Source organism: Caballeronia sordidicola, from assembly GCF_002220365.1.
GTDB classification, from domain to species: Bacteria; Pseudomonadota; Gammaproteobacteria; order Burkholderiales; family Burkholderiaceae; genus Caballeronia; species Caballeronia sordidicola_C.
This window is the reverse complement of sequence record NZ_MTHB01000233.1, coordinates 32,403-45,497: the sequence shown is the minus strand read 5'-3', so window position 1 is coordinate 45,497 and position 13,095 is coordinate 32,403. Positions and strand designations below refer to the sequence as shown.

General features: G+C 61.1%; 12 protein-coding genes. 7 read left to right on the top strand and 5 right to left on the bottom strand.

The features are described from left to right. Positions 1–52: 52 nt before the first annotated feature. The 3 genes from BSU04_RS32215 to BSU04_RS32205 form a co-directional block, all read right to left on the bottom strand. On the bottom strand, positions 53–1,159 hold the full coding sequence (locus tag BSU04_RS32215) for a GlxA family transcriptional regulator (RefSeq protein ID WP_089164360.1): 1,107 nt from the start codon (positions 1,157–1,159) through the stop codon (positions 53–55). A 287-nt stretch (positions 1,160–1,446) separates the two neighbouring features. Next, the gene (locus BSU04_RS48125) at positions 1,447–1,581 is read right to left on the bottom strand and encodes a hypothetical protein (protein WP_256983552.1); all 135 of its coding nucleotides are present in this window, start codon (positions 1,579–1,581) and stop codon (positions 1,447–1,449) included. A gap of 231 nt (positions 1,582–1,812) precedes the next feature. Further along, complete coding sequence (locus BSU04_RS32205; RefSeq protein ID WP_089164332.1) at positions 1,813–2,091, bottom strand: hypothetical protein; 279 nt, start codon at positions 2,089–2,091, stop codon at positions 1,813–1,815. A 313-nt stretch (positions 2,092–2,404) separates the two neighbouring features. Here BSU04_RS32205 and BSU04_RS32200 point away from each other — a divergent pair, with 313 nt between their 5' ends. From BSU04_RS32200 to BSU04_RS32170, 7 genes are all read left to right on the top strand, one after another. Next, on the top strand, positions 2,405–3,799 hold the full coding sequence (locus BSU04_RS32200; protein ID WP_089164331.1) for an L-serine ammonia-lyase: 1,395 nt from the start codon (positions 2,405–2,407) through the stop codon (positions 3,797–3,799). A 64-nt stretch (positions 3,800–3,863) separates the two neighbouring features. After that, a complete protein-coding gene (locus BSU04_RS32195; RefSeq protein WP_089164330.1) occupies positions 3,864–5,108 on the top strand; it encodes a sarcosine oxidase subunit beta family protein in 1,245 nt (414 codons plus the stop codon). A 75-nt stretch (positions 5,109–5,183) separates the two neighbouring features. After that, positions 5,184–5,483, top strand: coding sequence for a sarcosine oxidase subunit delta (locus tag BSU04_RS32190; protein WP_089164329.1), 300 nt, complete (start codon positions 5,184–5,186; stop codon positions 5,481–5,483). Next, positions 5,480–8,482, top strand: coding sequence for a sarcosine oxidase subunit alpha family protein (locus BSU04_RS32185; RefSeq protein WP_089164328.1), 3,003 nt, complete (start codon positions 5,480–5,482; stop codon positions 8,480–8,482). The genes BSU04_RS32190 and BSU04_RS32185 overlap by 4 nt, the downstream gene beginning before the upstream one ends. After that, positions 8,472–9,122, top strand: coding sequence for a sarcosine oxidase subunit gamma (locus BSU04_RS32180; protein WP_089164327.1), 651 nt, complete (start codon positions 8,472–8,474; stop codon positions 9,120–9,122). The genes BSU04_RS32185 and BSU04_RS32180 overlap by 11 nt, the downstream gene beginning before the upstream one ends. After that, positions 9,119–9,577 carry a dihydroneopterin aldolase gene (locus BSU04_RS32175; RefSeq protein WP_089164326.1) on the top strand — a complete coding sequence of 153 codons (459 nt, stop codon included), beginning with the start codon at positions 9,119–9,121 and terminating at the stop codon, positions 9,575–9,577. The genes BSU04_RS32180 and BSU04_RS32175 overlap by 4 nt, the downstream gene beginning before the upstream one ends. 7 nt (positions 9,578–9,584) lie before the next feature. Beyond that, positions 9,585–9,848 carry a hypothetical protein gene (locus BSU04_RS32170; RefSeq protein ID WP_089164325.1) on the top strand — a complete coding sequence of 88 codons (264 nt, stop codon included), beginning with the start codon at positions 9,585–9,587 and terminating at the stop codon, positions 9,846–9,848. 67 nt (positions 9,849–9,915) lie between these two features. On the opposite strand, the gene betA is transcribed toward BSU04_RS32170, so the two are convergent. Both betA and betB read right to left on the bottom strand, forming a co-directional pair. Continuing rightward, positions 9,916–11,604: a choline dehydrogenase gene (gene betA / locus BSU04_RS32165; protein ID WP_089164324.1), complete on the bottom strand. Its 1,689-nt coding sequence runs from the start codon at positions 11,602–11,604 to the stop codon at positions 9,916–9,918. Positions 11,605–11,622: 18 nt separating this feature from the next. Then, positions 11,623–13,092, bottom strand: a complete 1,470-nt coding sequence (betB, locus tag BSU04_RS32160) for a betaine-aldehyde dehydrogenase (protein ID WP_089164323.1) — start codon at positions 13,090–13,092, stop codon at positions 11,623–11,625. Positions 13,093–13,095: the final 3 nt, after the last annotated feature.

The following is a 13,095-nucleotide window of genomic DNA, read 5'->3' as shown; positions in this document are numbered from 1 at the left end:
GGGGTCTGCCGGCGCGGGTGGCGCGCCTGATCAGTGCTGCGCACGGACAAAATCAAATAGCCTGAGCACGCCCCGGAAAAGTCTCATCAAAGTCCGCAGCAAGGTCGTGCGTTGCAACGCTTGCTGCGTCGTCCGGCGCTGCCGTGCCACGCTGATCGCGATACATCATGGGGGGAAGCCCGAACTGCTTCCTGAACTCCCGCCCCAAATGCGATGCATCGGAAAAACCGCAACTCGATGCAATATCCGCCACCGTCTTGTCCGAACTCGTCAGCAACCAAGCGGCCGTGCGCAGCCTGACCTGCTTCGCATAGGCCTGTGGCGCCTTGCCGGTCTCCGCCTTGAACAAACGCTCCAACTGCCGCGTCGATAAATCCAGCTTGTGCGCAAGCTCATCGAGCGTCAGCGAACGCCCCACATGCTGCTCCATCAGCAGGATTGCCCGCTTCACTTTCGGATGCGTGGCCGGTGCAAGCCCCGGCGGATGCGGCTGAGGCGCATTGCCCTTCTGCATGTCGTCCACCAGCAAAATGCGCAACGCCTTTTGTACCGTGGCAGCCTCGAAATGGCGCAGCAGGATTGCTGCCGCAACATCAATCGATGCTCTTCCGCCCGAACACGTAATGCGCCGGTGATCCATCACGAACAGACGGTCTGCGACCAGCATCTCCTCATTCACGCCCGGAAAACGCTCGACGAAATCCCAGTAGTGGAACCAGCTCACGCAGATGCGATAACCTTCCAGCACGCCCGCCCGCATCAGGGAAAACACACCCGTGCAAATGCCGACCAGCGTGGCGTCCGTGGTCGCAGCGCGGCGGATGAATTGCAGCGTGGCATCGCTCGCGCCCGCGCCGGAATGCAGCAAGCCACCCACGACCACCACGTAGTCGAAAGACTCAGCCTTCTCGAAGGTTTCCCAAGGCGTGATCTGGATGCCGCAACTCGCACGCACCGGCGCAAGCGTTTCCCCGATCACGCTCCATGAGCAACGTACCGGTTTGCTGAAGTCGCCTTCATCAGCAGACAGGCGCAATAAATCGACGAAGCCGGAAAACGCCGTCAGCGTGAAATTCGGCAGCAACACAATGCCAAAACGGATGCGCTGTTTGCACGCCGTGTCGGGCGATTGAGCGGGAAGCAGGTCAGCGGGATTCATGCGCTTGGGCGGTGATGTGCAGCCGTCATTCGGGCCATAGGTGATGGGCGACATGGCGGCCCGGTAGTCGATCAGCATATCACTGCCATTAACGGGTTTGAAATACCGGGATTCACGCGGTCATCGTGGTGCTCTGGATTTTTGATAAGCCTTGCACGTAGACCAGAACGGAAAACGGCTCGCCCTGACCAGGGCGAGCCGTGTCCGATGGCCGGCTGCCTGCCCGGCTATTTCTGAAAGCATTAAAGCGAGTTTAGTGCGACCTTAATACCGGCTTGGAAGCTGGATTAATGAGCTGCGTGGTCGACGTGCTTGGCCTTCGTGTACTTGTGGTGATGATGCGGCTTGGCATACGACACTGCTGGCGCAACAAAAGCCGCAACGATGAAAACTGCAAGGACTTTCTTCAGAATATTGTTCATGGGGTGAACCTGATGGGCGAGAGTTTGAAGGCTGGTCGATTCGAGCGCATTCGAAAATGCCAACACAGTTTATCGCAGCGTTTCTTCAACCCGGAAAGGGTAAATAAGACCTGCGTTGAAAGTGTTGTATAACCGCCGACACGTAAATCTTGCGCCGTTTTTCCGCCCCTGCTCCTGCCCGATTTGTTGCATGACCCCACTTACCAAGATTGAAACAGCGCCACGCGGCGCTTAACCGCCCGAACCGCTCGCTGTCACCGGGGCTCCCGGACCGCTGGGCGTGGCAGTTCCCATGCCGGACTTGCTTCCCGTCGATGAAGTCTTGGTGTGCTTCATCTTCTTTTGCGACATGCCAGGATTGGCCGTCGTTCCCGCCGACTGGTTCGTCGTCTGAGCGTTGTCGCCAGCCTGCAAGCCTGTGCTTGAGCTCGGCGGGTTGTTTTGGGCGAAAGCCGTGCTCGAGATGCAAAGTACGGCGCCGATCGCGTATGCCATTGAGAATTGCTTCATGCCTGATTTCCTTTCTGTAAGACGGGCGAGGAGAGGACCATAGGTGGTCAACTGCGGGCAAGCGGACGCTCACCAGCTTGCTCTACAGCCTATTCAGCATGTGACGTGCCACCACCAGGGCGCCGGGTTCCCCGGGCCGCCACCAGTCAGTTTTCGTCGCCGATCATCGCTAAAGCGCCTCGCCGTGCCCCCGTGTTGCCGTACTGACGCCGCCATCCCACGTGCATGCCGTTTTTGTTCTATCAGCGGAAATTGGCGTGCGGTGCAATGGCTACCTAGTGAAATCCCATGCAGTCCACCCACAAGGCACCTCATGAACGTCAGCGTTTTCGATCTGTTCAAGATCGGCATCGGTCCGTCAAGTTCGCATACGGTTGGCCCGATGATCGCAGCGTGCCGCTTTGCTTCGCATATCGAGGACGCAAACCTGCTCGCGTTCGTGCGCCGCGTGCGGGTGGATTTGTTCGGCTCGCTGGGCGCAACCGGCAAGGGTCACGGTACCGATAAAGCTGTGCTACTTGGACTCGAAGGCAATCTCCCCGACTCGATCGATCCGGATGCGATCGAACCGCGTCTGCGGGAGATCCGCGAGTGCAAGAGCTTGAACCTGCTCGACAAGCACGCGGTTAAATTCGACGAACGCGAGCATATAGGCTTCTTTCGCAAGCTGATGCCGGGCGCGCCCGGATCTAGCGTGGTGCATCCGAACGGCATGCGCTTCCAGGCCTTCGATGAAAACGGCCAGCTCGTCGTCGAAAAAGAGTACTACTCGGTCGGCGGCGGTTTCGTCATCAACAGCGAGGGCACGCGCGTGAACGGCGTGCAAGCGGGCGGTGGCGTGCCGCACCCATTCCGCACTGGCGACGACCTCATGCGCGTGTGCCGCGAGACGGGTTTATCGATAGCTGAAATCACGATGCTCAACGAATCCGCGTCGCGCCCGGAGCGTGAAGTGCGTGACGGCCTGCTCGCGATCTGGCGCGTGATGGCGGCGTGCGTGGAACGCGGCTGCAAGGTACGCGGCGAATTGCCCGGCCCGATGCATGTGAAACGCCGTGCTGCCGATCTTTCCGCGCAGTTGCGCAAGCATTCGGAAGAGTCGTTGCGCGATCCGCTCTCCATGCTCGACTGGGTCAACCTCTACGCGATGGCTGTGAACGAGGAGAACGCCGCCGGTGGCCGGGTGGTCACCGCACCCACGAACGGCGCGGCCGGCGTGATCCCCGCGGTGCTGCATTACTACGTGAAGTTCATGCATAACTCGACCGACGAGGGCATTGTCACGTTCTTGCTGACGGCGGCGGCTATCGGGATCATCTACAAGGAAACGGCATCTATTTCCGGCGCGGAAGTCGGTTGCCAGGGCGAAGTCGGTGTGGCGTGCTCGATGGCCGCCGCGGCGCTTGCCGCCGTGATGGGCGGGACGCCGACGCAAGTCGAGAACGCTGCCGAGATCGGCATGGAGCACAACCTCGGCATGACCTGCGACCCCGTTGGCGGGCTGGTGCAGATCCCCTGCATCGAACGCAACGCGATGGGCGCGATCAAGGCGCTCAACGCCGCGCGCATGGCCATGAAGGGCGACGGCACGCACTATGTATCGCTCGACAACGTGATCAAGACCATGCGCGAAACCGGCGCGGACATGAAGACGAAATACAAGGAGACGTCGCGCGGCGGGTTGGCTGTGAACGTCATCGAATGCTGATTTTTACGGTTCTGCAAAAGAGCTTGCAACGGGTTTGCAACATCAACAAGTTTAAGGAAACACCATGAGCCGCTATTCGATATTCAGCCTCTTGCGCAACGGCATGTCGTATCACGAGAACTGGGAACGCCAGTGGAAAAGCCCGGAGCCCAAGCAGGAATACGACGTGGTGATCGTCGGCGGCGGCGGGCATGGTCTCGCGACCGCCTACTATCTTGCCAAGGAACATGGCGTGCGCAACATCGCCGTGCTCGAGAAGGGCTGGATCGGTGGCGGTAATACGGCGCGCAATACGACCATCGTGCGCTCGAACTATCTGTGGGACGAATCGGCGGCGCTGTACGAAAAAGCGATGCAGTTGTGGGAAGGACTCTCGCAAGGCCTGAACTACAACGTGATGTTCAGCCAGCGCGGCGTGATGAACCTCGCGCATACGCTGCAAGACGTTCGGGATACTGAACGTCGGGTGAACGCGAACCGCTTGAATGGTGTAGACGCTGAATTCCTCACGCCTGAACAGATCAAGCAGATCGAGCCGACCATCAACCTGAATAGCCGCTATCCGGTGCTCGGCGCGTCCATCCAGCGGCGCGGCGGCGTGGCGCGTCACGACGCCGTTGCGTGGGGTTTCGCGCGCGGCGCGGACCAGGCCGGCGTGGATATCGTGCAGAACTGCCAGGTCACGGGAATTCGCCGCAACGGCAGCCAGGTGATCGGCGTGGATACCACGAAGGGTTTTATCAAGGCCAAGAAGGTCGCGGTCGTCGCGGCTGGCAACACGTCCTCACTTGCCGACATGGCCGGCATCCGCCTTCCTCTGGAAAGCCACCCGTTGCAAGCGCTTGTGTCCGAACCTATCAAGCCCGTGGTCAACACGGTGGTGATGTCGAACGCGGTGCACGCGTATATCAGCCAGTCCGATAAGGGCGATCTGGTGATCGGCGCCGGCGTCGATCAATACACGGGCTTCGGCCAGCGCGGCAGTTTTCACATTATTGAAGGGACGCTGGAGGCGATCGTCGAGATGTTCCCGGTCTTCTCGCGCGTGCGTATGAATCGTCAGTGGGGCGGGATTGTGGATGTGTCGCCGGATGCGTGCCCGATCATCAGCAAGACCGACGTGAAGGGTTTGTACTTCAACTGCGGCTGGGGTACGGGTGGCTTCAAGGCAACGCCGGGTTCAGGCTGGGCGTTTGCCCACACCATCGCGCACGACGAGCCTCACGCGTTGAACGCGCCGTTTTCCATCGACCGTTTCTACACGGGTCACCTGATCGACGAACACGGCGCTGCGGCCGTCGCCCACTAACCTGAGCAACCAAGGTTGCATGGGACCAGAGTAAGGCGCTAAAGCGCCAACTCTGGTCGACATAGGAGAGAAGACATGTTGCTGATTGAATGCCCCTGGTGCGGGCCACGCGCTGAAAGCGAATTCTCGTGCGGCGGCGAAGCCGATATCGCGCGCCCGCTCGACACCGAAAAGCTCACCGACAAGGAATGGGGCGACTACCTGTTCATGCGGAAGAATCCGCGTGGCGTGCATCGTGAACAATGGATGCACACGCAAGGTTGCCGGCGCTGGTTCATGGCGCAACGCGACACTGTGAGCTACGCATTCCAGGGCTACGACACGTTCGCACGGCCGTTGGCCGTGATGGAATCGAAAGAAGGACAACCGAAATGAGCCAGAAAGACCGACTCGCCACGGGCGGGCGCATCAACCGCGCCATCGCGCTCACCTTCACGTTCAACGGCAAGACGTACCAGGGCCATCAGGGCGATACGCTCGCCTCCGCGCTGCTCGCGAACGGCGTGCATTTCGTGGCTCGTAGCTGGAAATATCACCGGCCGCGCGGCATTGTCACGGCCGACGTGGCTGAACCGAATGCCGTCGTTCAACTCGAAACCGGCGCCTATACCGTGCCGAATGCGCGCGCGACTGAGATTGAGTTGTATCAGGGGCTGGTCGCCACCAGCGTGAATGCCAAGCCGAGCATCGAAAACGACCGCATGGCGGTGAACCAGAAGATCGCCCGGTTCATACCGGCGGGCTTCTACTACAAGACGTTCATGTGGCCGCGCAAGTTCTGGCCGAAATACGAAGAAGTGATCCGCGACGCAGCGGGTCTCGGCCGAGCGCCGGAACACGTGGACGCGGATCGCTACGACAAGTGCTTCGCGCATTGCGACGTGCTCGTGGTCGGGGCCGGCCCTTCGGGTCTTGCTGCGGCGCATGCGGCGGGTTTGTCGGGTGCACGTGTGATTCTCGTCGATGACCAGCCCGAACTTGGCGGCTCGCTGCTGTCGTATCGCTCGGAAATCGATGGCGCGCCGGGCTTGAAGTGGGCGCAAAAAATTGAAGCTGAACTGCGCAAGATGCCGGATGTGAAGATCCTGTGCCGCAGCACGGCGTTCGGTTATCAGGATCACAACCTCGTCACTATCACGCAGCGCTTGACCGAGCATTTGCCGGTATCGATGCGCAAAGGCACGCGGGAACTGCTGTGGAAAGTGCGCGCCAAGCGCGTCATTCTCGCCACGGGCGCGCAGGAACGCCCGATTGTGTTCGGCAACAACGATCTGCCGGGCGTGATGCTGGCGTCGGCGGTGTCTTCGTACTTGCATCGCTATGCGGTCTTGCCGGGTCGCAATGCGGTGGTGTTCACGAACAACGACAGCGGCTACCAATGCGCGCTCGATCTGAAGGCGGCAGGCGCGCAGGTGACGGTAGTGGATCCGCGTCTCGCCGATGACAAAGGCGCGTTGCAAGGTCAGGCGAAACGCTACGGCGTGAAGGTCCTGAATGGATCGGTCGTCACGGTGGCGCATGGCAAGTTGCGCGTGGCGTCGGTTGAAGTCAGCGCGTATTCCAACGGCACGGTCGGCGTGAAGCAAGCCGACCTGCCGTGCGACCTGCTCGCCGTGTCCGGAGGTTGGAGCCCGATCTTGCACCTGTTCGCGCAATCCGGCGGCAAGGCGCACTGGCACGACGAAAAGACTTGCTTCGTACCCGGCAAAGCGATGCAGGCCGAGAGCAGCGTCGGCGCGTGCGCCGGTGAATTCACGCTTGCCCGTGCGATCCGTTTCGCGGTCGACGCCGGCGTGGACGCTGCGCGTGCCGCAGGTTTGATCGTTGCGCGTCCGACACCTGTGCAGGTGGCCGAGGTCAGCGAGGCGCCGCTCATGCCGTTGTGGCTGGTCGGAGGCCGTGAGTTGGCGACACGGGGTCCCAAGCAATTTATCGATTACCAGAACGACGTGTCCGCCGCGGATATCTTCCTCGCCGCACGGGAAGGTTTCGAGTCGGTCGAGCACGTGAAGCGTTACACGGCGATGGGCTTCGGCACGGACCAGGGCAAGCTCGGCAATATCAACGGCATGGCAATTCTTGCTCAGGCCTTGAACAAGACCATCCCCGAGACGGGCACCACGACGTTCCGGCCGAACTACACGCCGGTCACGTTCGGTACGTTTGCCGGCCGTGAGCTGGGCGAGTTCCTTGATCCGGTCCGCAAGACCGCCGTGCACGAATGGCACGTGGAAAATGGCGCAGCGTTTGAGGACGTCGGCAACTGGAAACGGCCTTGGTATTACCCGAAGAACGGTGAAGGCATGCACGCGGCAGTCGCGCGCGAATCGCTGGCAACGCGCACCAGCGTCGGTATTCTCGATGCATCGACGCTCGGCAAGATCGACATCCAGGGTCCCGATGCCGCGAAGCTGCTCAACTGGGTCTATACGAACCCGTGGAGCAAGCTGGAAGTGGGCAAGTGCCGCTACGGCCTGATGCTCGACGAAAACGGCATGATCTTCGATGACGGCGTGACCGTGCGCCTGGCCGACCAGCACTACATGATGACGACCACGACCGGCGGCGCGGCGCGCGTGCTGACGTGGCTCGAGCGCTGGCTGCAAACGGAGTGGCCCGACATGCGGGTACGGTTGGCATCGGTAACGGATCACTGGGCGACCTTCGCCGTGGTCGGCCCGAACAGCCGCAAAGTGCTGCAAAAGGTCTGCCGCGATATCGACTTCGCCAATGCTGCTTTCCCGTTCATGAGTTATCGCGAAGGGACGGTGGCGGGCGCGGCGTCGCGGGTGATGCGGATCAGTTTCTCGGGCGAACTTGCTTACGAAGTCAACGTGCCGGCGAACGTAGGACGTGCTGTATGGGAGGCGCTGATGGCCGCCGGCGCTGAGTTCGACATCACGCCGTACGGCACGGAAACCATGCACGTGCTGCGGGCGGAGAAGGGTTACATCATCGTCGGGCAGGATACCGATGGTTCGATGACACCTTACGACCTCGGCATGGGTGGACTGGTCGCGAAGTCGAAGGACTTCCTCGGCAAGCGTTCGCTGACGCGCTCGGATACGGCGAAGGCGGGGCGCAAGCAACTTGTCGGCTTGCTTGCTGAAGATGCGTCGTTCGTGATTCCGGAAGGCTCGCAGATCGTGCTGGGTCCGTTCACCGGCGACACTGCGCCCATGCTCGGTCACGTCACATCCAGCTATTTCAGCCCTATTTTAAAGCGCTCGATCGCGATGGCCGTCATCAAGGGCGGTCTCGACAAGATCGGCGAGTCGGTGATGATTCCACTCGCCAACGGTAAGCAGATGCCGGCAAAAATCACCAGCTCGGTGTTCTACGACAGCGAAGGAGCACGTCAACATGTGGAATGAAAACAGAAGCAACCAGACGGTCGTGGATCGCGCAATCGGGCAGGGCGTGTGGCAGGAGTCGCCGCTGGTCGGTGTGGATGGCCTGCTGAAAAAACATCAGGCGAGTGGATCGAAGGCGTTTCGTCTTGTCGAGCGGCCTTTCCTGGAACTGGTCAATCTGCGTGGTGACCTGCGCGATGCCGCGTTCGTTGCGGCGGTAGAAAGCGTGATCGGTTGCAAGCCGCCAGAGAGGCCGAATACGACGGCGACGGGCAACGGCTACGACCTGATGTGGCTCGGTCCCGACGAGTGGCTCGTGCGCTCGGCCGCGGCGCATTCCGCCACGCAGACGGCGCCAATGGAAGCCAGGTTGCGCGAGGCGTTCAAGGGATTGTTCGCAGCCGCCGTCGATATCGGCAGTGGTTACACCGTGCTTGAAATCAGCGGCACGCGTACGCGTGATGTTCTCGCGCGTGGTTGTCCGCTCGATCTGCATCCGCGTTTGTTCGGCGTCGGCCAGTGTGCGCAGAGCCATTACTTCAAGGCCTCCGTGACAGTGCTGCCGACCGGTGACGACCGCTTCGACCTCGTGGTCCGCCGCAGCTTTGCGGACTACTTCGTGAAGATGATGCTCGATGCGGCCGAGCCGCTGATGTCGTGAAACCGTACGAACCATTCGAACCATTGAGCCCGGGCGGACGCGGCTGGCGCATCGTTGTGGATGAGCTTGTCGTGCCTACGCGCATTGGTTTGTATGCTCAGGAGCATCTGGCGCCGCAGCCCGTTGCCATTGACGCGAGCCTGCATTATCGAGGCGTGCCGGCCGAGCAGAACGCACACGAGCTGATTGATTACGAGGCCTGGTGCGAGGGAGTGTCAGGCTATCTGGAGAGCAAGCCGCATACGCGCCTGCTCGAAACACTCGCGGTGGAGATCGCGGCGCTGTCGTTCACGCAATGGCCCGCGCTCGATGCGCTGACGCTGCTGTTGTATAAGCCGAAGATTCGCGAAGGCACGCGACGCGTGGGCGTTGAGCTCGACTGGCATCGTGCGGATTTCGATGCATGGCGAGCGTCGGCCGGGTTGCAGACGGCGCATACGGCGGTTGAACGCTGAAACGGCCATGACGTCGACGCGCGTTCAAACCGCGGGACTATCGCAGCTTGCGTGCGGGCAGCATGATCCTCACGCGGCACTCGCGTTGCTCGATCGCAGTCTGGCGCTCGGGCATCGGCGAATTGCGTTGATCCGCTATCTGCACGCGCAGTATCTCGGTGCGCCGCTCGAGTCGCACCATCATGAGTATGTTCACAAGGTGGCGGAGCGCTTAAGCACCGAGACGATCGGGCGCATAGCAATGGCTGCGCGTGCCCGGCTCGAGGGGTGACCTGGCATTGAAACGGAGGGCATCGCGGCCGCTAAGCCGGGATGCCCAAACATGCGTCACTAACTAATTACACAGCCGCGACTGTCTCCGCCTTGCGCGCCTTCGCACCGTGCGCGACGAAATACGGCGTATCAACACGCGCCAGCGGCTCGCGTCCCCGGATCTTGTCCGCGATCTTTTCGGCCAGCATGATGGTTGGCGCGTTCAGGTTGCCGGTCACGATCAGCGGCATGATCGACGCGTCCACCACCCGAAGCGATTCGAGTCCATGCACGCGGCCTTCATTGTCGACTACGGCCATGTCGTCGTACCCCATCTTGCAGGAACACGACGGATGGAACGCGGTCTCCGCACGTTGCCGCACGAACGCGTCGAGTTGATCGTCCGTGGTGAGATCCGCACCCGGATGCAACTCCCGTCCACGATATTTCGCGAGCGCCGGCTGATGCATGATCTCGCGCGTGATGCGGATCGCGTCGCGGAATTCACGCCAGTCAAGTGGGTACGACATGTAGTTGAACAGGATGCTCGGGTGCGCGTTCGGATCGCGTGACTTCAGCTTGATGCGACCGCGGCTAGGGGACCGCATGGAACCCACATGCGCCTGGAAACCATGCATCTTGATCGGGTTCGAGCCGTTGTAGTTGATGGCGACGGGCAGGAAGTGATACTGAATGTTGGGCCACAGGTCGTCGTCGCGCGTGCGTATAAAACCGCCCGCCTCGAACTGATTGCTCGCACCAATGCCCGTACCGTTCAACATCCATTCAAGCCCGATTTTCGGCTGGTTCCACCACTGCAGCGCCGGATAAAGCGACACAGGCTCAAGGCATTCGTATTGCATGTACATCTCCAGATGATCCTGGAGATTCTCACCGACGCCGGGCAGGTCATGCACCAAAGGCACGTCAAGTTCCCGCAGCCACGTCGACCGGCCGACGCCCGAACGCTGCAGCAATTGCGGCGATGCAATCGCGCCGCTGCACACCAGCACCTCGCGGCGCGCATGCGCGGTGACACGTTCGCCACTGTGCAAGTAGGCCACGCCGATCGCTTTTTTCCCGGCGAACAAGACGCGATCCGTGACGGCATGCGTCACGATCGTGAGATTCGGCCGGCCTTTCGCGCGGTCGAGATATCCGCGTGCGGTGCTGGAGCGGCGGCCCTTCGGCGTCACGGTCCGGTCCATCGGGCCGAAACCTTCCTGGCTAAAACCGTTGAGATCATCCGTACGGGGGTAACCGGCCTGCACACCGGCTTCGACCATCGCGGCAAACAACGGGTTGTTGCCGGGCTTGGAGGTCGTCACGTGCACCGGGCCATCTCCGCCGTGATACGGGTTAGATCCGGCATCGCGTGTTTCGGCCTTGCGAAAATAGGGCAGGCAATCGGAATAGGTCCAGTCTTCAAGGCCTTTTCGCTCGGCCCAGCCGTCATAGTCGAGTGCGTTGCCGCGGATGTAACACATGCCATTGATCAACGACGACCCGCCCAGTCCCTTGCCGCGGCCGCATTCCATGCGCCGATTGTTCATGTGCGGCTCGGGGTCGGTTTCGTAGGCCCAGTTATAGCGCCTTCCTTGCAGCGGGAACGCCAGCGCAGCCGGCATTTGCGTGCGGAAGTCGAAGCGGTAGTCCGGACCACCCGCTTCCAGCAGCAGCACGGTCACGTCAGCGTCTTCAGTGAGACGCGAGGCGAGCACGTTGCCCGCTGAACCCGCGCCCACGACGATGTAGTCGAACTCGTTCGCGCTCATCGCTTGGCTCCTTGGTTCTTAGAATACGGGTTGATAGGGACCCAGCTCTACCTGCACGGATTTGATGCTCGTGTAGTGCTCGAGGGTGGTCACGCCGTTTTCGCGGCCTACGCCCGATTGCTTGTATCCGCCTACGGGCATTTCAGCGGGTGATTCACCCCACGTATTGATCCAGCAGATGCCGGCTTGCAACGCATGAATCACGCGATGCGCCCGCGCCAGATTCTCTGTGACTACGCCCGCGGCGAGGCCGTATTCGGTCGCGTTGGCACGTTCGATCACTTCGGATTCCTCGTCAAATATGAGGATGCTCATGACGGGGCCGAAAATCTCTTCGCGCACGATGCGCATGTCGTCGCGGCATTCGGTGAAGACAGTAGGTTCGACGTATTGCCCTTGAGCGAACGCGTCATGCACGATCCGCGATCCACCGGCGATCAGCCGTGCACCCTCTTGCTTGCCGCTTTCGATGAACCCCAGCACTTTATGCAATTGTGCGGCGCTGACGAGTGGACCGAAGTTGGTGTTGGCATCCGTTGGCGAGCCCACGCGAATGCGCTTTACACGCTCCAGCAAGAGCGCTTCGAAGCGCTCGTACACCGGTCGCTGGACGAACACGCGCGTCCCGTTCGTGCAGACCTGGCCCGAGCTGAAGAAGTTGGCGCTCATCGCAATGTCGGCGGCGCGTTCGAGATTGGCGTCGTCGAAAATGACGAGCGGGGATTTGCCGCCCAGTTCCATCGTCACTTCTTTCAGCGATGAACCGCCAGCCATCGACATCACTTTCTTGCCCGTCTCCACACCGCCCGTAAACGAGATCTTCGCGATGTCCGGATGTGCGGCAAGCAACGCGCCCACGCGGCCATCGCCCTGCACGACGTTGAACACGCCTGGGGGGACACCGGCTTCTGAGTAGATTTCAGCGAGTTTCAACGTGCTGAGCGGCGTGATTTCGCTAGGCTTGAAGATCATCGCGTTGCCGGCGGCGAGGGCAGGGGCCGACTTCCAGCAGGCAATCTGGATCGGATAATTCCACGCACCAATGCCCGCGCACACGCCAAGCGGTTCGCGTCGCGTATAGACGAACGAGCTTGCGCGCAGCGGGATTTGCCGACCTTCTATGGCTGTTGCAAGTCCGGCGTAGTACTCGATGACATCGGCGCCGGTGACAATGTCCACGGCGTGTGTTTCGGCAATCGGCTTGCCCGTATCGCGGGTTTCGAGCGCGGCGAGTTCGTCGTTGCGTTCACGCAGGATATCCACCGCACGACGCAGGATGCGCGAGCGTTGCATTGCGGTCATGGCGGCCCATTCGCGCTGGCCTTCGCGCGCCGAGCGCACAGCGCGATCAATATCCGCTGCGCTTGCTTGTTGAACGCTCGCGAGCGTTTCGCCCGTGGCGGGATCGAGCGTGTCGAAAGTTTCGCCGCTGGTGGCGTCGACGTAAGCGCCGCCGATGTACAAGCGCTGCAATTCGAATACGGGCATTGC